Source organism: Mesorhizobium sp. LSJC280B00 (assembly GCF_000502835.1).
Classification (GTDB): domain Bacteria; phylum Pseudomonadota; class Alphaproteobacteria; order Rhizobiales; family Rhizobiaceae; genus Mesorhizobium.
Genome location: NZ_AYVL01000003.1, coordinates 162,155 through 185,097, shown reverse-complemented (window position 1 = coordinate 185,097; position 22,943 = coordinate 162,155). Strand labels below are relative to the sequence as shown.

Genomic DNA, 22,943 nt, shown 5'->3' with positions numbered 1-22,943 from the left:
AACGACGGCCGGGACCAACAGAGAGGACCATTATGCGTATTGCACTGCGTATCGCGCTTGCCGCTTCGGCTGCGCTGCTGACGCTTGGCGTTGCCCAGGCCCAGGAAAAGACCTTGAGGATCGGCACCGAGGGAGCCTATCCCCCATTCAACAATCTGACAGCCGACGGCCAGCTCGTAGGCTTCGATATCGACATTGCCAAGGCGCTCTGCGACGAGATGAAGGTGAAGTGCACCTTTGTCGCGCAGGACTGGGACGGCATCATTCCCGCCCTTCAGGCAGGCAAGTTCGACGCCATCGTCGCGTCGATGTCGATCACGCCGGAACGCGCCGAGAAGGTCGACTTCACCCACAAATATTACAATACGCCGCCGGCGATTGCCGCGCCCAAGGACACCGACATCAAGGGTGTCACCAAGGAAGATTTGGCCGGCAAGACGATCGGCGTGCAGGCGTCCACCACGCATTTCAACTATTCGACCAAGACTTATACCGACAGCACCGTCAAGCCGTACCCGACCGCACAGGAATACCAGCTCGATCTGGCCAATGGCCGGCTCGATGCCGCCAATGACGACATCGTCGTGCTGCAGCAATGGCTGGATTCGCCGGACGGCGCCTGCTGCAAGCTGGTCGGCACAATCAAGCCGGTCATCGAAATCCACGGTCCGGGCGCCGGCATTGCCGTGCGCAAGGGCGAGACCGATCTGGTCAACCAGTTCAATGCGGCGATCGACGCCATCCGAGCAAACGGACAGTACAAGGAAATCAACGACAAATACTTCAAATATGATGTTTATGGCGGCGAGTCCTGATCGACCGACATACGAGGACTTGAACGGCGGGAGATTCCCGCCGTTCTTATAAGGATGCCGCGCACGAGGGGTGACGCGGCACGGGTCTCAAAGAGCCTTAAGGAGAACAGGCAGGCGGATGCAGAGCGCACTGACGCTTCTCAGTTGGGGACCCGAAGGCTGGCTCGACGACATCGCCGCGGGTGTGTTTGTCACAGTATGTCTTGCGCTGGCCACTCTGCCCTTCGGGCTGACGCTCGGCTTTTTCGTGGCGCTGGCCAAACAGTCGGAAGAGCCGTCGCTGAGACTGGCCGGGAACATCTACACCACGATTTTTCGCGGAATACCCGAGCTGCTCACGCTGTTTCTGATCTTCTTCGGCATCCCATTGATCCTGCAGTACATTGTCCGGCTGGTGAGCCCCGGAACGTCCGCCGACGTCAACAGCTTCGTCGCCGGCATGATCGCGCTCTGCTTCATTTTTTCCTCTTATTCCAGCGAGGTGTTTTTATCCGCCTTCCGCGCCATTCCAAAAGGGCAATATGAGGGAGGCTATTCGGTTGGCCTGTCCAGCGGCCAGACGATGCGGCTGATCGTGCTGCCGCAGTTGATCCGCATCGCGTTGCCCGGACTTGCCAATCTCTGGCTTATCCTGCTCAAGGACACCGCGCTCGTCTCGGCCGTCGGCCTCAACGAGATCCTCCGGCAGAGCGGGGTTGCCGCTCGCGTCACCAAGCACGCGTTCCTGTTTTACGGTTTTGCCGGCCTCATCTATCTCCTGCTGGCGATCGTCTCCTCCTTCGGCATCAACGCGATCGAACGAGCGGTCGGCGGCAGCGAGGTCAAGAGATGAGCCTTGCCACCGACACGCTGAAAGTCGACCGGCCGCCGCCGCCCGCACGCGGCTGGTCGCGCCAACGCATCCTCGGCCATGTCCTGGTCGGCCTGTGGATCGCTCTCGGCATTGGCATGGTCGTCTACCTGGTCGCTGCGTGGAACCCGGAGTTCTTCCAGAAATATGCACCCGGCTACATATCCGGCCTCGGCATCACCCTGTTGCTGGTTGCCATCTCGATTGTGCTTGGCGCGATCCTGTCCGTGCCGATCGCCTATGCACGCATGTCGAAGAACCCGATCCTTTCGGGGTTCGCCTATGCCTATGTCTATTTCTTTCGCGGCACGCCGCTGTTGGCGCAGACCTTCCTGGTCTACTATGGGGTCGGCTCCTTCCGGCCGGAGCTCGAGATGGTCGGACTGTGGGGCTTCTTCCGCGAAGCGTTCAACTGCGCGATCTTCGCCTTTTCGCTGAATACGGCGGCGTACCAGGCCGAGATTTTGCGTGGCGCGATCGAGAGCGTGCCGAGGGGCCAGTGGGAAGGTGCCGCCTCGCTCGGCCTGCACAAACTGCAGACGATGTGGAAGATCATCCTGCCGCAGGCGCTGATCGTCGCGTTGCGCCCGTATGGCAACGAGATCATCCTGATGATCAAGGGCTCGGCAATCGTCGCCATCATCACGGTCTACGATTTGATGGGCATCACCCGGCTCACCTATGCGCGCACCTTCGACTTTCAGTCGTATATCTGGGCGGCGATCATCTATCTGATCATCGTGGAAACATTGCGCCACGGCGTCGAGTGGATCGAACGGCGCATCACCATCCATCTACACCGCTGACTCCCATCGCCTTGCCTGATCCGGTAAGAAGACCGCAAAGCAGGCTTCTAAGGGATTCGAAAACATGGCTTCGGTGGCATTTCTTGGTCTTGGCGTCATGGGCTATCCGATGGCCGGACATCTCAAGAACAAGGGCGGTCACGACGTCACCGTCTACAACCGCACCAGGGCGAAGGCCGAGCAGTGGGTTGCCCAGCATGGCGGCAGCTTCGCCGCGACACCAGCAGAGGCGGCCGCGGGCAAGGACTTCGTCTTTTCCTGCGTCGGCAATGACGACGATCTGCGCTCGGTGACGACCGGTGCCGAAGGCGCCTTCAATTCCATGAAGAAAGGCGCCATCTTCATCGACAACACCACGGCATCTGCGGAGGTCGCGCGCGAACTGGCGCAGCAGGCGCAAGCGCTCGGGTTTTTGTTCCTCGACGCCCCGGTCTCCGGCGGTCAGGCAGGCGCCGAGAACGGCATGCTGACCGTGATGGTCGGCGGCGAGCCCGACGCCTTCGACAGGGCCAAGCCAGTCATAGATGCTTATGCCCGCATGGTCGGATTGATGGGACCGGCCGGGGCTGGCCAACTCACCAAGATGATCAACCAGATCTGCATCGCCGGCCTCGTTCAGGGCCTGGCGGAGGGTATCCATTTCGGCAAGAAGGCTGGGCTCGACATCGACAAGGTAATCGAGGTGATTTCCAAGGGTGCGGCCGGTTCCTGGCAGATGGAGAACCGCCACAAGACGATGAATGCCGGCAAATATGATTTCGGCTTCGCCGTCGACTGGATGCGCAAGGATCTTGGCATCTGCCTCGCCGAGGCCGACCGCAACGGCGCCAAACTGCCGGTGACGGCACTTGTCGACCAGTTCTACAAGGACGTGCAGGCGATGGGCGGCAAGCGCTGGGACACGTCCTCGCTGCTGGCGCGGCTGGAGAAATAGGATTTCACCGTGGCCGAGCTTTCGCCTCAATCCAGCGCCGATGAAATCGTCGCTCATCTGCGCTTGATCGCCTCGGAGGAAAATCGACTTGGCATGCTGCGCTACGGCATCAAGATCGAACGTGCGCTCGGTATCTCGCATGGCGTGCAGCGGCAGATTGCCAAGAAAATCAAGCGCAACCATGAGCGTGCCTTTGAGCTTTGGCAGACAGGCATCGTGGAGGCGCAGTTCATCGCTTCCGTGACAGCCGATCCGGAGCGGTTCTCCGCCGCGGATGCAAGACGATGGGCGGCGACTTTCGACTCGTGGGATATCGTCGACGGGGTCTCCGATCTCTTTGTCGATACGGATTGCTGGAAGGAATTGATCGCCGAATTCGCGGTCGACGAACGGGAATTCGTTCGACGCACGGCTTTTGCGATGATGGCCTGGTCGGTAGTCCACCGGAAGAAGGAACCCGAGACGACCTTCCTCGAATTCCTGTCGATCATCGAGGCGCATGCGACCGACGGCCGCAATTTTGTGAAGAAGGCCGTGAACTGGGCGCTTCGTTCGATCGGCAAGCGATCGATGAATTTGCACGGCCCTGCCCTTGCCCTGGCGCAAAAATTGGCGGCCTCGACAGACAGGACTGCTCGCTGGATCGGCAAGGATGCCCTGAAGGAACTTTCCGATGCCAAGACGCTCGAGCGGCTCGCCGCCAGAAAAGCTTGACCTGAGCGAAGTGCGCTTCACGGAGGTGACGCAATCGACGCGCGCCGATTTCGAAAACCTGTTCGAGCAACCCGGCGGGCCGAAATACTGCTGGTGTATGGCTTGGCGCAATCTCGACCGCCGCGAGCATGTCGAGAACGACGAGAAGAAACGCGCGATGATGACGCTGATCGACGCCGGCACGCCGGTCGGCATTGTCGCCCAGATCGATGGCCGGACCGTCGGCTGGTGCTCGATTGCGCCGCGCGAGACCTACCGCAAGCTGTCACGGCAGCAGGACGATAGCGAGATGGGCATCTGGTCGATCGTCTGCTTCTATGTACCGAGAGCGCTGCGCGGCGGCGGGCTGGCAAGCGCATTGCTCGACGCGGCCATCGATCACGCCTTTGCCAAAGGCGCCAAGACGATCGAAGCCTATCCCGTCGACCAGGCTTCGCCGAGCTACAGCTTCATGGGTTTTCGCGACATGTTCGTCGCCCGCGGCTTTCGCGAGATCGGCATGACCGGCTCGCGCCGGCATGTGATGCGGCTTGAACGTTGACCTTGGCGACAGCGGCAGCTTTACTTGCTGGCATAGGCCGCTGATCAAGGCTCAACAATGGAGCAGCAATGAGCAACCGTCTCAAATCAGGAGCGATCCTGGCGGCCGCGGTGTTCGTGTCCATTGTGGCAGACAGCGCTTGCGCCGGGACGATGCATATTTTCTGGAAGGATCTGCGCCCGGCGACCCAGGCAGCCGCCGAAAGCGTCGGACTGCCAATGATCGCGGCCAAAATGCCGGATCATGGCGAGACGCTCTCACTCAACTTGCAGGACAAGACCGTGCAACTCGCAGGCTATGCGCTGCCAGTCGACCGCGATGGTGATCTCGTCTACCAATTCCTGCTGGTGCCGTGGACGGGAGCCTGCAGCCACATGCCGACGCCGCCGCCCAACCAGATCGTCCTCGTCACGCCTGCACACCCTTACAGGATGTCCGAGGCCTACCAGCCGGTTTCGGTGACCGGCGCATTACGGCCGGGCATGGAGAAGAGCCAGCTTTTCATCCTTGACGGCGTCAGCGTCATCCAGTCGGGCTACACCGTGCGCAAGGCCGAGGTGGTCAATGTCGACACCGTGCCGGACACGATCACACTGCCGGTCAACTCGCCCTGGAGTTTCCTCAACAAAAAGAAGAACTAAGCGGGGCTAACTCAAGGAATAGACGGAACTGGAATAAGCATGGAGTTCGTGCAATCCGTTCCATCTATGGATACCATCGCGCGGCACCCCTCCCAAAGCCATATCACAAACGTGCCATGAGTATGCTGGCTGTCTATCCTACCTGGCGCCGTGAAAAATATCGATATTTCAGCCGCCGATTCTCCTGGGATGTCAAATTCTTCCGCCCACGGCTCGACTATCAAACGAACACTGTCGGTGCCCTCGTTGCGAAAACCGAATATTAGAGTTTGCTCCGTCAACTGTCATCTCTGCAGCAGGCTGGGCGGGTGCTGGAGCCGGTTGCGCCCGACCTCACAAATCAATCGGGCTTCAGGCGGCGTTCGCGCCGGACTCCTTGTCGAGCATCATGTAATCCAGCGGCATTTCGGTCGTGTATTTGATCTGCTCCATGGCGAAGGAAGACGACACGTCGCGGATCTCGATCTTGGCGATCAGCCGCTTGTAGAAGGCGTCGTAGGCGGCGATATCGGGCACCACGACGCGCAAGAGATAGTCGACGTCGCCGCTCATGCGATAGAATTCGACCACTTCCGGGAATTCCTGGATGACCTCCGAAAAGCGCCGCAGCCATTCATGGCTGTGCGAATTGGTGCGGATCGAGACGAACACCGTGACCCGCACATTGACCTTTTCATGATCGAGGATGGCGACGCGCCGCTTGATGACGCCCTCTTCCTCGAGCTTCTGGATGCGCCGCCAGCACGGCGTCGTCGACAGGCCGACCTTCTTGGCGACGTCGGCGACTGCAAGCGTCGCATCCTCCTGCAGGAGGCGGAGAATTTTTCTATCAAGGCGGTCCATTGGGTGCTCCCCTGATGCAAGTCGTCCAAGTGCGCAGCGGCCTTGGCACAACGACATGCATAAAAACAAGAATTTAACGCGCGTCCCCTCATGCGCGGCGCGCTTCGAGGAATGGATTACCATAATCCCTCTTGCTCGAGCCTATTACAAGAAAGAAATTCTGCCGCATAGTGCGAAAGCGAGTGATTTCTTGCTGAATGCCTAGCCGAGGCGATAGCGGATTTCCGATCTCAGAAAGGGCAGCAAATCCATTTCAAACCATGGATTGCGCTGCAGCCAACCGGTGTTGCGCCAGGACGGGTGCGGCAGCGGCAGGACTTTCGGGTCGGTTGCCGCCGCCCAGATGGCACGCCAATCCATGACCGTTTCCGTCAGCGAGGGACGGCGCGCCGCGCCCATATGCCAGCTTTGCGCGTAGATGCCGATCGTCAGCACCATATCGACTTGCGGCATCAGTGCCATCAGCGATACGCGCCACGCCGGCGCACATTCGCGGCGCGGCGGCAGGTCGGCGCCCCTGGCGTCCTGACCGGGAAAGCAAAAGCCCATCGGCACGATGGCAAACTTGTCCGTGTCATAGAATTCCTCGCTGCCGACGCCCAGCCAGCTTCGCAGCCGGTCGCCGGAGGCGTCGGTGAACGGCATGCCTGAGACGTGGACCTTGGTACCCGGCGCCTGGCTGGCGATCAGGATGCGGGCGCTCGACGATGGCCTGAGCACCGGACGCGGCTGGTGCGGCAACGGCCTGCCGGCCGGCTTATCAACGCAGATGCGGCAGGCGCGTACCCGCGCCGTCAAGGCTTCCAACTCTTCGCTCATTCGGAATTCATTGTCAGGCGGCGGCACTCGGACGGCTCGAGATTGCCTGATGCCAGCGCAGCACGTTGGTGCACTCTTCAGGTACCTTGATGCGAGCCGGCTTCATGAAGTCGATGGCGACCAGCCCGGTGATGTCGGCGATCGAATAGGCATCGCCGGCGACGAATTCCCTGCTGGCGAGCTCAGCATCGAGGAATTTCAGGAAATCGATCGCCTTCGGCTTGTTAGCCTCGCCCCATTCGGGGATTTGCGGGATCTCCCATTCCCTCATCGCGGGGTGGATATGCCGGAACGCCGCGGCGACGCAGCCGAACAGATTGAACTCCACACGCCTTTGCCACATCTCGACGATTGCCTTGCCGAGTGCGCCACGCCCGAACAAAGCCGGCTCGGGGTGCAGTTCCTCGAAGTAGCGACAGATTGCGACGGACTCGGTGATGATGGTGCCATCATCGAGTTCGAGCACTGGCAGACGCTTCAGCGGGTTGCGCGAGCTGACCGGCTGCTCTTTGTGCTCCAGCGCGCCCATGTCTACGGGCACCAACGGAACCTGAAGTCCCTTTTCGGCCAGAAAAATCCGAACCCGACGTGGATTGGGCGCGCGCCCGCCGTCGAACAGCTTCATCTCCATCCTCCTCGTCCGTCCCGACGAACTATAGGCACAACTCACCAGAAGCGAAAAATTTCACGCAAGGCATCGCCGATCGACGCCAAGGTGCCGTGCTTTCTTTCGACCAGCTCGTGGCCGTGGCTCTCGCGCCAGTTCTTCGGCTCGTCGAAAGTTCCGCCCCAGATGCCGGCTTTGCCCGCGCGCGCAGCAGCTTCCTCGGTCTCGAAATCGCCAAAGGCGACCGCCCAGCCGGCCTCGACCTGTGCGCGGTTGAGATCCTTGCCGCCGGCCTTGCAGTCGCCGAGCAGCCTGCCGTAGCGGTCGCGCTGCCAGCCGCTGCAGGAGACCGCTTTGCCGGCTATCAACCGCACCAGGGACTGCCGCGCGAGCTTGCCGCAGGGATAGTCGGCACCGTTCTTGCGGCAGATCTGCGAATATTCCGGCGCGTCGATGCCACGCATGCGGATACGCTCGCCGCCGAGCGTGATGCTATCGCCGTCATTGACAATGGCCACGCCCTCCGTCTTGCGCGTCTCCACCCGGTCGAGGCGCGCCGCCAGGAGGATCGCCAGGCCGAGCACGATGAGTGTCACCCCATAGTCCATTAGTCGGCGCCACAGGCTTCGCGGACGTGGCGCATAGTATCGCTGGCGCGGCCATCGCGACCACGAACGGCTCATATGGCAAACCGTTGGTTAATCATTCGAACGTAGCTTAACGATTTGAAATTGCTGCCCGCGTAAATTGAAGACTTCATGCCCCTGCAACGCTCGACCACGGCGGACAAGTTTATTGTGGACCGCAGAAAACGCCATCGCAACAGCGATGTCGCGCGCGCGGTGCGCAAGACGCGCGACCGTCTTTCGCAGCAAGCCGGAAATCCCGACTTCGACCGCGAGCTGTTGAAGCTCCACGCGCTTTCGATGACCGGCGGCGTGATCGTCATTCCGCTGCTCGTTCTGGCAACGGCCGCGGCAGGCTTGCTCGCGGGCATCGGCAAGGAGATCGGCGTCTGGGCGCTGTTCACATTCATCTGCTATACCATCGTTGCATTCATGGCCAGACGCGTCACTCAAGCGTCCGAGCTCAACCCGCTGGAAACGCATAGGGATTTCCTGATCGGCCATTTTCTGTGCGGGCTTGGCTGGGCCTGGTTCGCATGGCTCGGCTGCGAAACTTGCCAAATGGATCAGTTCCAGGTCGCCAAGGCGGTGGTGCTGCTGCTCGCCATGTCGGCAACCGCGATCCTGGCCTCGTCCCTGCGCGGTGCGCTGTTGGCGACCTTCGCCCTCCCGGTCGCCATCTATGCTTATGCCAGTGCGAAATTATGGATGCCGGTCGAAGTGATCATGGCAGGCTTGCTGATCGCCTCGTTGCCTTTCTTCGCCTATGTGGCGCGCCAGCTCAACCGTTCCTCGCTGATGCTGCTGTCGTTCCGCTCCGAAAAGGATGCGCTGATCGCCGAACTGGAGACGGCGAAATCGATGTCGGACGAGGCACGGCGGCGGGCGGAAGACGCCAATCTGGCGAAATCGCGTTTCCTGGCCTCGATGAGCCACGAACTGCGTACACCGCTCAACGCCATTCTCGGCTTTTCCGAAGTGATGGCCAACGAGGTGCTCGGCCCGATGAGCAACCCGACCTATCGCGACTATGCCCGTGACGTGCACGACTCCGGACAGCATCTGCTCGACCTGATCAACGAAATTCTCGATTTGTCGCGCATCGAAGCGGGCCGCTACCAGCTCAACGAGGAGCCGATGATGCTGCTCTCCGTCGTCGAGGATTGCTGCCACATGATGGAGCTGAAGGCGCGCAACAAGGACATCCGCATCGTCCAGGATTTCGAAAACGCCTTGCCGCGCTTGTTCGCCGACGAACGCGCGGTGCGGCAGATTGCGCTCAACCTGTTGTCCAATGCCATCAAGTTCACCGCCACCGGCGGCGAAATCCGCGTGCGCGTCGGCTGGACGGCGGGCGGCGGGCAATATCTCTCCGTCAAGGACAATGGGCCGGGCATACCGGAAGACGAGATTCCGATCGTGCTTTCGGCCTTCGGCCAGGGCTCGATCGCCATCAAGAGCGCCGAACAGGGCACCGGGCTTGGCCTGCCGATCGTGCAAGGCCTGCTGGCCATGCATGGCGGCGAATTCCAGCTCCATTCCAGGCTGCGCGAAGGCACCGAGGCGATCGCCATCTTCCCGCTGAGCCGGGTGATGGAGGAACTGCCGGCGCTGCCGACCAAGGCGGTTGCCTCGCGCCGGCGCTGAATGCTTAACCGCGGACCGCGGCTGCCATGCCGGAGCTGGTCAGCGCGGCCGCCTTGACCAGGCCGGCGGCAAGCGCCGCCCCTACCCCCTCGCCTTGACTGACGCCCAGATCGAGCAGCGGGCGAAGGCCGAGGCGCTCGGCGGCCTTGGCATGACCAGACTCTGGCGACAGGCTTGCGAGGAGACAGTGATCGAGCGCGGCGGGGTTGGCGGTATGTAGGACACCAGCGGCCGCAGTCACCGCAAACCCATCGAGCAGCACCGGGATCTTCTGCATCCGCGCCGCCAGAATGGCGCCGCAGATCGCGGCGAATTCCCGCCCGCCGACCCGGCGCAGCGCTTCCAGCGGGTCCTTGAGGCTCGCGCCGTGAAACGCGACCGCGGCATCGACCACCTCCGCCTTGCGCCTCTGCATCGCCGCGTCCGCCCCTGATCCAGGGCCGACCCAGTCGGCGCTGGTGCCGCCGAACAGTGCCGTGCAAAGGGCCGCGGCGACAGTCGAATTGCCGACGCCGAGGTCGCCAAGGCAAAGCAGGTCGGTACCGCCGGCAATCGCTTCCATGCCGAAGGCCATGGTAGCGGCACAACCGCGCTCGTCCAGTGCCGCATCCTCCGTAATGTCGGCTGTCGGAATGTGCAGGGCCAGATCGAACACCTTCAAGCCGAGATCGTTGGCGATGCAGATCTGGTTGATCGCTGCACCGCCGGCGGCGCAGAGCTCGACTGCATTTGCCGTGGCGGCGGCGGGGCGCGGCGAAATGCCGTGACGGGTGACGCCATGATTGCCGGCAAAGATCGCCACCAATGGCCGCGTCACCGCCGGCGGCGCGCGGCCGCTCCACCCGGCAAGCCAGGCGGCGATGTCCTCGATGCGGCCAAGCGAGCCTTTGGGCTTGTCTGCCTTGGCAAACAACTGGCGCACGCGGGCCTTGGCCGCCATATCTCCCGGCGGCAGGCTCACCAGGAGGTCGCGAAAATCGTCGAAAGGCAGCGCGCTGGTCATGTCGATGGCGATCGTCCGTGTGGATTGGTGAGCGGCATAGCCGCCTTGGCCAGCCGGCACAACCTCAAGCCGGCACAACCTCCAGGCCTGGTACAACTTGGCGGTATTGACGCGAAAGCATTCGTTGGCGGCGCTTCCCGGAGGGCTTGCATTGACTTTGTCGTTGCACCATGTGGAGGCTAGCCAAGGAAATCCTTATGACGGCCATTGAATCCCCGTGCATCCTGGTCTGCTCGATCGACATGAAAACCGGCTTCTGTTTCGGTTGCGGGCGCACGCGCGAGGAAATCGCCGCCTGGATCGACATGACCCCGCAAACCCGCCGCAGCGTCATGGCCGAGCTGCCGGCAAGGCTGGAAACGGTCGAGCGACGCCCCCGCCGGGAAACCCGTCGCAGCCGCATGGCACGCGAACGCGACGCCCTCTCGTGAACCGGCCGCAGAGATGAACCGACTGTTGTGGATTCTGATCGTCGCGATCGGGGCGGGTGTGCTCCTGCTCATGCTCAACGATTCCGCCGGCAGTACGTTCGGCATCGAGAATTACGATTTCAGCCAGTTGATCTGGCTTGGCGCCTTAGCGGCACTCGTCGGCGCCGGCCTGGTCAGATCGGGCAGGCCGTTGGGCACCATGGCCCGCAGCCTCGGCGCCTGGGGTGCCATCGTGCTGGCGCTGATCGCCGGCTATCAGTACCGCTATGAGTTGCAGGATTTCGCCAGCCGCGTCACCGCCGGCCTTGTTCCCGGCAGTCCGCTGGCGCTGGGCGTGGAAGAAGGCCATGCCACCGTCACCCTGGACAAGGCCGGCAGCGGCCATTTCGAAGCGCGCGTCACGATCAACGGCACGCCGATCCTGACGGTTGTCGATACCGGCGCGACCAGCACCGTTCTGACCGCCGAGGACGCGCTGGCGGTCGGGTTCAATTCGGCGGCTCTCCGCTTCACCATACCGATCTCTACCGCCAACGGCATGACACGCGCGGCGGCGGTGCGAACCGACGAACTGTCGATCGGCGGCATCGTGCGCAAGGACATGCCCATCATGATCGCCGCACCAGGCACGCTCGGCCAGAGCCTTCTCGGTATGAATTTCATCGGCTCGCTATCGGGTTTCGACGTACGCGGCGATCGCATGATTTTGCGGGATTAAGTTTTTCCTCAGGCCGCCTCTGCGGTCCGGCCGAAATCGACCTCTGCGAAAGCCGTCTTGATCACCTCCGGTCCGGCACCGGGCTTTGTCGCCTCGGTGGACAGGATCTGCCGATAGCGGCGTGCACCGGGCAGGCCGTGAAACAGCCCGACCATGTGCCGGGTGACATGCCCGAGCCGTCCGCCCTGCTCGATATGGCGTGACGCGTAATCCGCCATGGCATCGATCAGTGCGGCAAAATCGAACGACTCAGCTGTGCTGCCGTAAAACGCGGCATCGATGCCGGTCAGTATCCCTGGCGTGTGATAGGCGGCGCGGCCGAGCATGGCGCCATCGACATGGTCGAGATGCGTCAGCGCCTCTGCGAGAGATTGAATGCCACCGTTGATGCCGATGAATTTGTTTTGTTTTCTGGCTTTCAGCCGATAGACGCGGTCATAGTCGAGCGGTGGGATGTCACGATTTTCCTTTGGGCTCAGTCCTTCCAGCCAGGCCTTGCGGGCGTGCACCCACAGCGCGTCGGCGCCGGCCGCGAAAACACCATCGGCCAACGCATCGAGTGCCGGTTCCGGATCCTGCTCATCGACGCCGATGCGGCACTTGACGGTAACCGGTATTTTCACCGCCGCCTTCATTGCCGCGACGCAATCCGCGACGAGCACGGGCGTCTTCATCAGGCAGGCGCCGAAAGTGCCCGACTGGACGCGGTCGGACGGGCAGCCGATATTGAGGTTGATTTCATCATAGCCGAAGGTTTCGCCGATGCGCGCCGCCTCGGCCAGCTTTCCCGGATCGGCGCCGCCGAGTTGCAGCGCAACCGGATGTTCGCTGTCGTCGAAGCCGAGCAGCCGCTCGCGTGCGCCGTGGATGACCGCATCGGCCACCACCATCTCGGTGTAGAGCAGCGCCTCGCGCGTCAGCTGGCGATGGAAGAACCGGCAGTGCCGGTCCGTCCAATCCATCATCGGCGCCACGGCAACTTTGTGGCGTAACATATTCATTTTACTATTTTTTCTGTCTCAGTCCGTCCGATACTCCGTTCGAATGACAGAGCAATTTGGCAAGAGATGCACACCTAACTGACCCGATATACGATTTTGCCGCCGCAACTGAAAGCAAATTGGCATGTCACACATGTCACTGTACGCACCAGTTAGATGCCTGCCGTGGAACGATGGACCGCCGGCGGCATACCAGTCAGCCAAGGCGAAGCGTGTTGCGGGCGATCTGCCACGCGGATTCGACATGCCGCCGCGCCGCCTCCTCCGCCTCGTCCGGCTTGCGCGACCGGATTGCATCCATGATTTCGGTCATTTCGGCGATCGCCGGCTCGCGGCGGTTCTCCGACGCGATCGTCATTGAGCGGAGCTGGTTGATGCGGACATTCAGCCCCGTCACGATTTCCCAGGCAATGCGCTTGTCCGCCGCCTCGAACAGCGTTTCGTAGAACTTGGTCGTTGCCCGCATCACCTCGACAGGCGCACCGGACGCCCACGCCTCAAGCAGGTTCGTCAAGGCGGCATCGAGCGAGGCGATCTGCGCGTCCGTGGCTGTCAGGGCGCAAGCCCGCGCCGCGATGCCCTCGAGCAGCGCCCGCAATTCATAGATTTCGTCGGTGCGGCCGAGATCCGGTTTGGCCACGGCGGGTCCGTGGCCCGGTATCATCTGCACCAGGCCTTCCGCCTCCAGCTGCCGCAGCACCTCGCGCACGACGGAACGGCTTACCCCGAGCTGATCGCATAGCGGCCGCTCGACCAGCCTTTCACCAGGCTGGAAATGGAAGCCCATGATCGCCTCACGCATGCGCTCCAGCGCCAGCGTCCTCAGCGTCTTGGCAGAGCGGTCGATCCGCAGCGTATCGCCTGACATTTTCTCTCCCTACCCCGATCCGGCCACAAAACAGATTCCATAGCCGATTGACAAGGCTTCTGGTGCTCCATAGTATGGTATACCATAAGATGATGTAAAGATTTCGGCGTTGCACAGCGCCGTGGCGACCGAGGACTTTCATGAAACCAGCCATTCGAAAGATCGTCACGTACATCGAGAACACGTTAATCGAGGGCGGCAAGGAAGCCCCAAAACCGCTGCGTCTGATCGGTGTCGCGGCTGTGCTGACAAATCCCTGGGCCGGCCGCGGTTTCACCGACGACCTGTCGCCGGAGATCCGCGCTATTGCTCCCGTCCTCGGTGAACTGCTGACCCGCGAAATCATCGCCGTCGCCGGTTCCGGCGAGGCGATAGAGGGTTATGGCAAGGCCGCGGTCTGCGGCACGGCGGGCGAGATCGAGCATGCATCGGCGCTGATCCATACGCTGCATTTCGGCAACCATTACCGTCGCGCGGTCGGCGCCAAGACCTATCTCGCCTTCACCAATCTGCGCGGAGGGCCGAACACCCCGATCATGATCCCGCTGATGGACAAGAACGACGAAGGCCGCCGCTCCCACTATCTGACCGTACATTTCCAAATCGGCGACGCGCCAGCGCCCGATGAGCTGGTAGTGGCGCTTGGCGCTTCGATTGGTGGCCGCCCGCACCATCGTATCGGCGACCGCTATCAGGACCTCAAGGAGGTCGGAGACCTGCATGGCTGACGTCGCTGCCACCGCATGGGTCCGGGACACGGCTCCGGACGGCACCGGCTTCATCCGCGCCGGCTCCGGCGCGCCGGTTCTGCTCATTCACGGTGTCGGCATGAACGCCGCGATCTGGCACGATCAGATCGCGGCGATGAAAGACCATCATGACCTGATCGCCATCGACATGCTCGGCCACGGCGTTTCACCGCTGCCGCCGGAAGAAGCCAGCCTGTCGGATTTCGCCGATCAGGCGGTTCGCCTGCTCGACCATCTTGGCGTGGCGTCGGTGTCGATCGTCGGCCATTCGATGGGCGCGCTGGTCGCACTGGAAATCGCCCTTCGCGCCCCTTTGCGCGTTCGCGCCATCGTGTGCCTCAACGCGGTGTTCCGCCGCCCCGCGGCCTTGACGCAGGCCGTGCGCGAGCGGGCGGCCGCGCTCGGCACCCATGGCAACCGTTCCGCCATTGCGGCTACGCTTGCCCGCTGGTTCGGCGACCCGCTGCCGGCGAACCTTATCGGGGCGGCCTCTACCGCGCGCGCCGCCCTTGAAAGGGTCGACCCCGAAGGCTACGCGCGCACCTATCGCCTCTTTGCCCGTGCCGATGCCGAGCATGCCGATGCCCTCCCCGGTCTTGCCGCACCGGCCCTGTTCATGACCGGGTCGCAGGACAGCAATTCGACCCCGGCCATGTCGGCGGCGATGGCGAGGCTTGCGCCGCACAGCCAATGCCTCGTGCTCAATGGAGAAAGGCACATGATGGCAATGGCTTCACCTGAAAAAGTGACCAAACACATCATGGAATTTCTCGACACGGCAGGAGACGCTGGCGTGAGGCCGGAGACGGATGCAGTCTTTGACAGCGGCGAATTCCGGCGCGCACTCGGCTCCTTCCTGACCGGTGTCACCATCGTCACAACGATCGGAGCGGAAGGCGAACCGCGCGGCTTCACCGCCAACTCCTTCACCTCGGTCTCACTCGAGCCGCCGCTGGTGCTTGTCTGCATCGCCAAGAGGGCGCTGGGGCACAGTGCTTTTTCGACGTCGAGAGGTTTCGCCATCAACATCCTGTCAGAGGACCAGAAGGCCCATTCCGGCATCTTCGCTTCCAAAGCAGCGGACAAGTTCGCGGCCGTGAGCTGGCAACCGGGCCGGACCGGCAATCCGCTGATCGACGGCTCCGTTGCGGTGTTCGATTGCGGCATGGAGCAGCTGGTCGATGCTGGCGATCACTCGATCCTCATCGGCCGCGTCCGCGACTTCAGCCACAACGGAGCCCAGCCCCTCGGTTATTGCAGAGGCACCTACGTCACGCCTGGCCTCAGCCAGGAGGCGCTGGCGGCGGCGCCCCCCGATACGGAGGTCGGCGCCATTCTCGAGAACGAGGGCCGTGTGCTGTTCGTCGAAACAGCCGACGGGATTTATGAATTGCCTGCGGGGCGCGGACTGGGCACGCCCAACGATGCGCGCAGCCTCAAAGGGCGCCTTGCCGCCAGGGCCATAGACGCCCAGCTCGGCTTCCTGTTCGCGGTGTGGGACGATGCCGCCGAACCCTGGCGCACGCATGTTTATTATCGCGGAACGGTCGAGGGATCCTATTCCGACGATCGCCAGATGCGGCTTGTCGACCTCGAGAAGATCGCGGATCTGAAGATCGCCGATCCCGCAGTGCGTTCGATGCTTGCCCGCTATGCGCGCGAACGTACGGAAGATGCATTCGGCGTCTATGTCGGCAACGAGGTCGAAGGCGAAGTCCGGCCGCTCGCCAAGCCCGCGCCTTCTCAAATTCCTCTTTCCGGCCGCGGGTGAAACCGATGAAGTTTTCGCTTTTCGTGCACATGGAGCGATCGGATCTGGCAAAGCCGCATTCCGAGCTTGTCGGCGAGCTGGAGGAGCTGGTTTTGCAGGCGGAAGAGGCAGGATTCGAGACTGCCTGGATCGGCGAGCATCACGGAATGGAATTCACCATCTCGCCGAACCCGTTCATCAACATCGCCTGGCTCGCCGCCAAAACCAGGCGCATCCGGCTCGGAACAGGAACCATCGTCGCGCCGTTCTGGCACCCGATCAAGCTTGCCGGCGAAGCAGCGATGGCCGACGTCGTCACCGGCGGCCGTCTCGACATCGGCATTGCGCGCGGCGCCTACGCTTACGAATACCAGCGACTTTTCCCGGGCCTCGAGGCCTGGGGTGCCGGCCAGCGTATGCGCGAGATGGTGCCGGCGATCCGCGGCCTTTGGGATGGTGATTTCGAACTCGCCGGCGAGTTCTGGTCGTTTCCGTCGACCACCTCGTCGCCCAAGCCGCTGCAAAAGCCTTATCCGCCGATCTGGGTGGCCGCACGCGATCCGAACTCGCACGACTTTGCGGTTTCCAGCAAATGCAACGTCCAGGTGACGCCGCTTGCCTCCGGCGATGGCGAAGTGGCCAGCCTGATGGAGCGTTTCAACGCGGCGTGTAATGCCCACCCCGACGTACCAAGGCCGGAGATCATGCTGCTGATGCATACTTTCGTCGCCGAGGATGCCGCGGAGGCTGACCGGCTCGCGCAGGATCTGTCGCAGTTCTACTGCCAGTTCGGCGCCTGGTTCCAGAACAAGAAGCCGGTGCACCAGGGCATAATGGAAGCGCTGACCGAAGACGAGATCGCGGCCATGCCGCAATATGCGCCTGACAAGATCAAGCAGAACCTGGTCATTGGCGAAGCCGACGAGGTGATCGCCAGGCTGAAGGCCTACGAAGCGCTCGGCTACGATCAGTATTCGATCTGGATCGACAGCGGCCTTTCCCATCGGCGCAAGAAGAAATCGCTGCAGCTCTTCATCGACAGGGTGATGCCGGCCTTTTCCGAGCCGAAAGCTGGATTGCGATGAGCACCACTCAATTCAGGAACTATATTGACGGCAGCTTCGTCGAAGTGGCGGCGACCTTCGACAGCATCGATCCCTCGACGGGCGCGCCATGGGCGAAGATGCCCGCTGCATCGTCTGATGACGTCGACCGCGCCGTCGAAGCTGCTCACCGGGCGCTTGGCTCCGGCACGTGGCCGGCAATGACGGCAACGGCACGCGGCAAGCTTCTGGTGCGGCTCGGCGATCTGGTGGTCGCCAATGCCGACCGGCTGGCGGAACTCGAGACGCGCGATACCGGCAAGATCATCCGCGAGACCCGCGCCCAGATCGCCTATGTCGGCGACTATTACCGCTATTATGGCGGGCTGGCCGACAAGCACGAGGGCTCGTTTGTCCCCATCGACAAGGCCGACATGGAAGTGACCATCCGGCCGGAGCCAATTGGCGTCGTAGCCGCCATTGTGCCGTGGAACTCGCAGCTCTTCCTGTCCGCCGTCAAGCTCGGGCCGGCGCTGGCGGCCGGCTGCACCATCGTTCTGAAAGCATCGGAAGACGGCCCTGCCCCGTTGCTGGCCTTCGCCGAACTCGTCCATGAGGCGGGATTTCCCGCCGGGACCGTGAACATCCTGACCGGCTTCGGCCACGATTGCGGTCACCGGCTGACCAGTCATCGGCTCGTCGCCCGCGTCGCCTTCACCGGCGGTCCCTCGACCGCTCGGCAGATCGTCAGGAATACGGCGGAAAACCTCGCTTTCACGACGCTCGAGCTCGGCGGCAAAAGCCCGGTCGTGGTGTTTGCCGATGCCGATCTGGACAGCGCCGCCAACGCGGTCGTTGCCGGCATCTTCGCTGCCACCGGCCAGAGCTGCGTCGCCGGCTCTCGGCTGCTGGTCCAGCGCTCCGTGAAGGACGAATTCCTCGCCCGGCTCAAGCGCAAAGCCGAGGCGATCAGGATTGGCGATCCGCAGGATCCCGCGATCGAAATGGGACCGCTCGCCACCTCGCGCCAGCGCGAATGGATAGAGAAGATCATTGCTGAAAGCCTGGCCGCGGGCGGGCAACTGGTCACCGGCGGCATTCGCCCCGCGGGCATGGCGGACGGCTTCTATTACGCGCCGACGATTATCGACGCGCCTGATCAGACCCTTGCCTGCGTGCGCGAAGAGCTCTTCGGCCCGGTGCTCTGTGTGCTAGCCTTCGACGGCGAAGCTGAAGCGCTTTCGCTCGCCAACGACACGAAATTCGGCCTGGCGTCCGGCGTGTTCACCACCAATCTGGCAAAAGCCCACCGCATGGCGCGCGGCATCCATGCCGGCGTGGTCTGGATCAACACCTATCGGGCGGTCTCGCCGCTGGTTCCGTTTGGCGGCTACGGCCAATCCGGGCTCGGCCGCGAGGGCGGCCTCGATGCGATCCGCGACTACACGCGTTCGAAATCGGTGTGGATACGCACCTCCGACGACCCGATTCCCGATCCTTTTGTCATGCGGTAGCCGCCGCTGGCCGGAGATGCGCGATCAAGGCGAAAACGACCGATCGCGAACAGACAACAACGAAAACAACAGAGGAGAACGACAATGAAACTGATCATCACCGGCTTCCTTGCCGGATTTATTGCAACGACAGTTCCGGCAACGACGGCCGCAAAGGCCGAGGACATGGTGTTCACCAGCTGGGGCGGGACGACCCAGGAAGCGCAGACCAAATCCTGGGCCGAGCCGTTCACCGCTGCATCCGGCATCAAGGTCATGCAGGACGGCCCGACCGACTACGGCAAGCTGAAGGCGATGATCGACAGCGGCAGTGTCAACTGGGACGTCGTCGACGTCGAGATGGATTTCGCCATCAAGGCGGCCAAGGACGGTCTGCTCGAGCCGATCGACTTCAAGACCGTGCCGAAGGCCGACCTCGATCCGCGCTTCACCACCGATCACGCCGTCGGCAGTTTCTACTATTCCTTCGTGCTCGCCTGGAACAAGGGCGCCGTTTCGGGTGAACCGGCCGGCTGGGCCGACATGTTCGACCTGACGAAGTTCCCGGGCAAGCGGACCTTCTACAAATGGTCGGCGCCCGGTGTCATCGAGATCGCGCTGCTGGCCGATGGTGTTCCGGCGGACAAGCTCTATCCGCTGGATCTCGATCGCGCCTTCAAGAAACTCGACACCATCAAGTCGGACATCGTCTGGTGGAGCGGCGGGGCGGAGTCGCAGCAATTGATCGCATCCGGCGAAGCAACGTTCGGCCAGCTGTGGAACGGCCGCGTCTTCGCACTGGACAAGGATGGCGCCGATGTCGGCGTCTCCTGGAACCAGAACCTGACCGCAGCCGACGTTCTGGTGGTACCGAAGGGTGCCAAGAACAAGGATACGGCGATGAAATTCCTCGCCGCGGCGAGCAGCCCCGCCGGCCAGGCCAAATTTGCCGAAGCCAGCGGTTATGCGCCGATCAATACCAAGGCCAAGGCAGAGATGCCGGCCGATGCCGTGAAATCGCTGCCGGACGCTCATGTCGGCGGGCAGATCAATCTCGACATGAACTACTGGGCCGCCAATCGCGACACCATCGCCGCGCGCTGGTATGCCTGGCAGGCGAAATAAGCCCGCCCTTGAACCGCAATGGACGAGACGGTTCGCGCCGTCTCGTCCCGTAGCCGGGTCGCTGTCATGTCGGTCGAAACACGCCGGAACTTTGGAACGGTGCGGGTGCCGGCAGGTCTCAATGGCCTGCTGCCGGCCCTGATTCTGATTATGCTGTTCTTCGTCATCCCCGTGCTGGCGCTGCTTTTGCGCAGTGTCACGGAGCCCGAGCCAGGCTTGCAGAACTATGCTGCCCTGCTTGGTGACGGCACCTATGCGCGGGTGTTCTTCAACACATTCCTGGTCGCGGCGTTGGTCACCGTCGCCACGGTCCTTGTCGCCTTTCCGGTCGCCTGGATGCTGGCGATCATGCCTTCGGGACTGGCCTCGATCATCTTCGGCATCATCATTCTGTCGATGTGGACGAACCTGCTCACCCGCACCTATGCCTGGATGGTGCTCCTGCAGCGTACCGGCGTGATCAACCGGACGCTGATGACCATCGGCGTCATCGACCACCCGCTGCCGCTCATCAACAATCTCACCGGCGTCACCATCGGCATGGTCTATATCATGCTGCCCTTCATGATCCTGCCGCTGGTCGGCACGTTACGGGCGATCGATCCGATGACGCTGCGTGCGGCGTCGCTGTGCGGCGCAAGCCCCTTCCAGGCGTTCCGCCGCATCCTCGTGCCGCTGTCGCTGCCCGGCGTCGCGGCCGGCGGCCTGATGGTCTTCGTCATGTCGCTCGGCTACTTCGTAACGCCGGCACTGCTCGGCGGCACGTCGAACATGATGCTTGCCGAAATGATCGCGCAAATGGTCCAGTCGCTGCTCAACTGGGGGCTCGGCAGCGCCGCTGCCTTCATCCTGCTTGTCGTCACCATGGTTCTCTACGCACTGCAGCTGCGCCTTGTCGGTGCCAGGCGCACGAGCGGAGGCATCTGAGATGCTGCTCGACTATGACCGCATGGGTTGGCTACGGGTTGCCCTGCTCGGCTTCACCGCGCTGGTCGCCGGCTTTCTTCTGTTGCCGGTGGTTTTCATCGTCCTGCTCTCCTTCGGCTCGTCGCGCTGGCTGGCTTTTCCGCCGCCCGGCTGGACGCTCAAATGGTACCAGGAGCTTTTTGCCGATCCGGCTTGGCTCAACGCCGCGCTGACCAGCGCCCGAATCGCCACCATGACGGCGATCCTGGCAGTAGCGATCGGCCTGCTCGCCTCCTTTGCCCTGGTTCGCGGACGGTTTGCCGGACGTGAGATCCTGCGCGGCCTGCTGCTGACGCCGATGGTGCTGCCCGTCGTTGTCTTCGCCATCGCCATCTACGCCTTCTTCCTTCGCCTTGGCCTCGGCGGCACCACCATCGGCTTCGTCATCGCCCACACCGTGCTGGCGCTGCCCTTCGCCATCATTCCGATCGCCACCGCGCTCGAAGGGTTCGACAAGTCGATCGAGGACGCGGCAATCGTCTGCGGGGCAAGCCCGCTCGAGGCCAGGCTCAGGATCACCTTGCCGTCGATCCGGATCGGCATCTTCTCCGCCGCGATCTTTTCCTTCCTCGCCTCGTGGGACGAAGTCGTGGTGGCGATCTTCATGGCCAGCCCCAGCTTGCAAACCTTGCCCGTCAAGATCTGGGGCAGTCTGCGGTCGGACCTCAGTCCGGTGATCGCCGCTGCCTCCAGCCTGCTGGTCGGGCTGACGCTTGCCCTGATGGTGATGACGGCGCTGCTGCACCGAAAGTTCCGGACATGACCCACCCTTTCCTCTCCATCCGCAATCTGCGCAAGGCGTTCGGGGCGATCGTCGCCGTGCACGACGTCACGCTGGACATTCCCAGGGGCGAGTTCCTGACCTTCCTCGGGCCCTCCGGTTCGGGAAAATCGACGACGCTCTACGCGATCGCCGGCTTTCAGGACCCGACTTCCGGCGATGTCTTGCTGGAAGGAAAATCACTGCTTGCAGTGCCTTCGCATAAGCGCAACATCGGCATGGTCTTCCAGCGCTACACGCTGTTTCCGCATCTGACGGTGGCCGAAAACGTCGCTTTTCCGCTGCGGGTTCGCCGCCGGCCGGACGCCGACGTGAAGAAAAAGGTCGCCGACATGCTGGCCCTGGTGCGGCTCGAAAGCTTTGCCGGACGCTTACCCGGTGCGCTGTCGGGCGGCCAGCAGCAGCGCGTCGCGCTGGCCCGGGCGCTGGCCTACGATCCTCCGATCCTTTTGATGGACGAGCCATTGTCGGCGCTCGACAAGAAGCTGCGCGAGGAAATCCAGGGCGAAATCCGCCGCATCCATCGCCAGACCGGCGTCACCATTCTCTACGTCACCCACGATCAGGAAGAGGCGCTGCATCTGTCGGACCGAATCGCCCTGTTCAAGGATGGCCGCATCGAGCAGACCGGCACCGGCGAGGATCTCTATCTCAGGCCGGCGACCGATTTCGTCGCCGGCTTCATCGGCAATTCGAATTTCCTCGCCGCCGAACATCTCGGCACCACCAACGGCACGACAACGATCCGCATGACAGACGGTTCGGTGATATCCGGAGTCAGGGCCAACGGCACGTTCGGCAAAGGCCAGAAGACCAGGCTGATGATCCGGCCCGAAGCCTTTAGCATGGAGCGGAGCCCGGCGAGCGCGGAACTGAATGTCGAGATCGTCGACATCGCATTTTACGGCGAGCGCCGGCGGATCGTCGCGCGCATCGCCGCTGGACAGGAGGTTGACATCAGGCCGACCTCCGCCATGCAATCGCAGGATGTGTGGCCCTGCAGCCGGCAGGTCTTTTTCGATCCCGCTGCTGCATTCCTGTTTCCGGCCTGACTAAGCCGCGGTGGATCGCCGCCCTTCAACGCTTCGCAGCGATGGAAGCGTGCTTGGGGACAAGCTGTGGTTAGGTCCATCATCAGCTTCGGTCAGCAACGCGCAACGTGATCGACGCTG

General features: G+C 62.5%; 23 protein-coding genes and 2 pseudogenes. 18 read left to right on the top strand and 7 right to left on the bottom strand.

Annotated features, from left to right (window positions below):
• Window positions 1-32: 32 nt before the first annotated feature.
• The 7 genes and pseudogenes from X773_RS45575 to X773_RS45545 all read left to right on the top strand — a co-directional run bounded on the left by X773_RS45575 (window position 33) and on the right by X773_RS45545 (window position 5,301).
• Complete coding sequence (locus X773_RS45575) at window positions 33-815, top strand: ABC transporter substrate-binding protein (protein ID WP_023675014.1); 783 nt, start codon at window positions 33-35, stop codon at window positions 813-815.
• Window positions 816-933: 118 nt separating this feature from the next.
• On the top strand, window positions 934-1,647 hold the full coding sequence (locus X773_RS45570) for an ABC transporter permease (protein ID WP_023675013.1): 714 nt from the start codon (window positions 934-936) through the stop codon (window positions 1,645-1,647).
• A complete protein-coding gene (locus X773_RS45565) occupies window positions 1,644-2,471 on the top strand; it encodes an ABC transporter permease (protein WP_023675012.1) in 828 nt (275 codons plus the stop codon). Before X773_RS45570 ends, X773_RS45565 begins: the two co-directional genes overlap by 4 nt.
• Before the next feature lie 58 nt (window positions 2,472-2,529).
• A pseudogene (locus X773_RS45560) lies at window positions 2,530-3,405 on the top strand (NAD(P)-dependent oxidoreductase); the annotation flags it as partial.
• A 9-nt stretch (window positions 3,406-3,414) separates the two neighbouring features.
• Window positions 3,415-4,119, top strand: a complete 705-nt coding sequence (locus X773_RS45555) for a DNA alkylation repair protein (protein WP_023675010.1) — start codon at window positions 3,415-3,417, stop codon at window positions 4,117-4,119.
• A complete protein-coding gene (locus tag X773_RS45550) occupies window positions 4,079-4,660 on the top strand; it encodes a GNAT family N-acetyltransferase (RefSeq protein ID WP_023675009.1) in 582 nt (193 codons plus the stop codon). The genes X773_RS45555 and X773_RS45550 overlap by 41 nt, the downstream gene beginning before the upstream one ends.
• Window positions 4,661-4,728: 68 nt before the next feature.
• Window positions 4,729-5,301 (top strand): DUF3299 domain-containing protein, encoded by a 573-nt coding sequence (locus X773_RS45545; RefSeq protein WP_023675008.1) that lies wholly within the window; start codon window positions 4,729-4,731, stop codon window positions 5,299-5,301.
• Window positions 5,302-5,652: 351 nt separating this feature from the next.
• On the opposite strand, the gene X773_RS45540 is transcribed toward X773_RS45545, so the two are convergent.
• From X773_RS45540 to X773_RS45525, 4 genes and pseudogenes are all read right to left on the bottom strand, one after another.
• Complete coding sequence (locus X773_RS45540) at window positions 5,653-6,144, bottom strand: Lrp/AsnC family transcriptional regulator (RefSeq protein ID WP_023675006.1); 492 nt, start codon at window positions 6,142-6,144, stop codon at window positions 5,653-5,655.
• 201 nt (window positions 6,145-6,345) lie between these two features.
• Window positions 6,346-7,037 (bottom strand): annotated as a pseudogene (locus X773_RS45535) (uracil-DNA glycosylase family protein).
• The gene (locus tag X773_RS45530) at window positions 6,977-7,588 is read right to left on the bottom strand and encodes a glutathione S-transferase (RefSeq protein ID WP_023675004.1); all 612 of its coding nucleotides are present in this window, start codon (window positions 7,586-7,588) and stop codon (window positions 6,977-6,979) included. The pseudogene X773_RS45535 and the gene X773_RS45530 overlap by 61 nt, the downstream one beginning before the upstream one ends.
• A 41-nt stretch (window positions 7,589-7,629) precedes the next feature.
• Window positions 7,630-8,253: a thermonuclease family protein gene (locus X773_RS45525; protein ID WP_023675003.1), complete on the bottom strand. Its 624-nt coding sequence runs from the start codon at window positions 8,251-8,253 to the stop codon at window positions 7,630-7,632.
• 75 nt (window positions 8,254-8,328) lie between these two features.
• On the opposite strand from X773_RS45525, the gene X773_RS45520 reads away from it, so the two are divergent.
• A complete protein-coding gene (locus X773_RS45520; RefSeq protein WP_023675002.1) occupies window positions 8,329-9,843 on the top strand; it encodes a HAMP domain-containing sensor histidine kinase in 1,515 nt (504 codons plus the stop codon).
• 4 nt (window positions 9,844-9,847) lie between these two features.
• Here X773_RS45520 and X773_RS45515 read toward each other — a convergent pair whose 3' ends face one another.
• The gene (locus X773_RS45515; protein ID WP_023675001.1) at window positions 9,848-10,846 is read right to left on the bottom strand and encodes a nicotinate-nucleotide--dimethylbenzimidazole phosphoribosyltransferase; all 999 of its coding nucleotides are present in this window, start codon (window positions 10,844-10,846) and stop codon (window positions 9,848-9,850) included.
• A 197-nt stretch (window positions 10,847-11,043) separates the two neighbouring features.
• Here X773_RS45515 and X773_RS45510 point away from each other — a divergent pair, with 197 nt between their 5' ends.
• The gene (locus tag X773_RS45510; protein WP_031193575.1) at window positions 11,044-11,277 is read left to right on the top strand and encodes a DUF1289 domain-containing protein; all 234 of its coding nucleotides are present in this window, start codon (window positions 11,044-11,046) and stop codon (window positions 11,275-11,277) included.
• Window positions 11,278-11,290: 13 nt separating this feature from the next.
• Window positions 11,291-11,995, top strand: a complete 705-nt coding sequence (locus X773_RS45505) for a TIGR02281 family clan AA aspartic protease (protein ID WP_023674999.1) — start codon at window positions 11,291-11,293, stop codon at window positions 11,993-11,995.
• Window positions 11,996-12,003: 8 nt separating this feature from the next.
• Here the strand turns inward: X773_RS45505 and dusA are convergent, their stop codons facing one another.
• Both dusA and X773_RS45495 read right to left on the bottom strand, forming a co-directional pair.
• Window positions 12,004-12,996, bottom strand: a complete 993-nt coding sequence (dusA, locus tag X773_RS45500) for a tRNA dihydrouridine(20/20a) synthase DusA (protein ID WP_348625917.1) — start codon at window positions 12,994-12,996, stop codon at window positions 12,004-12,006.
• A gap of 196 nt (window positions 12,997-13,192) precedes the next feature.
• Entirely contained in the window at window positions 13,193-13,864 is a 672-nt protein-coding gene (locus X773_RS45495; protein ID WP_023674997.1) for a GntR family transcriptional regulator, read from the bottom strand.
• Between the two features lie 140 nt (window positions 13,865-14,004).
• Between X773_RS45495 and X773_RS45490 the strand changes: the two genes are divergently transcribed.
• The 8 genes from X773_RS45490 to X773_RS45455 all read left to right on the top strand — a co-directional run bounded on the left by X773_RS45490 (window position 14,005) and on the right by X773_RS45455 (window position 22,823).
• Window positions 14,005-14,592: an amino acid synthesis family protein gene (locus X773_RS45490; protein ID WP_023674996.1), complete on the top strand. Its 588-nt coding sequence runs from the start codon at window positions 14,005-14,007 to the stop codon at window positions 14,590-14,592.
• Window positions 14,585-16,384, top strand: coding sequence for an alpha/beta fold hydrolase (locus tag X773_RS45485; protein ID WP_023674995.1), 1,800 nt, complete (start codon window positions 14,585-14,587; stop codon window positions 16,382-16,384). The genes X773_RS45490 and X773_RS45485 overlap by 8 nt, the downstream gene beginning before the upstream one ends.
• A 5-nt stretch (window positions 16,385-16,389) precedes the next feature.
• Window positions 16,390-17,448 carry an LLM class flavin-dependent oxidoreductase gene (locus tag X773_RS45480; protein ID WP_023674994.1) on the top strand — a complete coding sequence of 353 codons (1,059 nt, stop codon included), beginning with the start codon at window positions 16,390-16,392 and terminating at the stop codon, window positions 17,446-17,448.
• Complete coding sequence (locus tag X773_RS45475) at window positions 17,445-18,920, top strand: aldehyde dehydrogenase (RefSeq protein ID WP_023674993.1); 1,476 nt, start codon at window positions 17,445-17,447, stop codon at window positions 18,918-18,920. The genes X773_RS45480 and X773_RS45475 overlap by 4 nt, the downstream gene beginning before the upstream one ends.
• A gap of 84 nt (window positions 18,921-19,004) precedes the next feature.
• Window positions 19,005-20,024, top strand: a complete 1,020-nt coding sequence (locus X773_RS45470) for an ABC transporter substrate-binding protein (protein ID WP_023674992.1) — start codon at window positions 19,005-19,007, stop codon at window positions 20,022-20,024.
• A gap of 66 nt (window positions 20,025-20,090) precedes the next feature.
• Window positions 20,091-20,951, top strand: a complete 861-nt coding sequence (locus X773_RS45465) for an ABC transporter permease (RefSeq protein ID WP_023674991.1) — start codon at window positions 20,091-20,093, stop codon at window positions 20,949-20,951.
• Between the two features lies 1 nt (window position 20,952).
• The gene (locus X773_RS45460; protein WP_023674990.1) at window positions 20,953-21,753 is read left to right on the top strand and encodes an ABC transporter permease; all 801 of its coding nucleotides are present in this window, start codon (window positions 20,953-20,955) and stop codon (window positions 21,751-21,753) included.
• Window positions 21,750-22,823: an ABC transporter ATP-binding protein gene (locus tag X773_RS45455; RefSeq protein ID WP_023674989.1), complete on the top strand. Its 1,074-nt coding sequence runs from the start codon at window positions 21,750-21,752 to the stop codon at window positions 22,821-22,823. Before X773_RS45460 ends, X773_RS45455 begins: the two co-directional genes overlap by 4 nt.
• Window positions 22,824-22,943 lie beyond the last annotated feature (120 nt).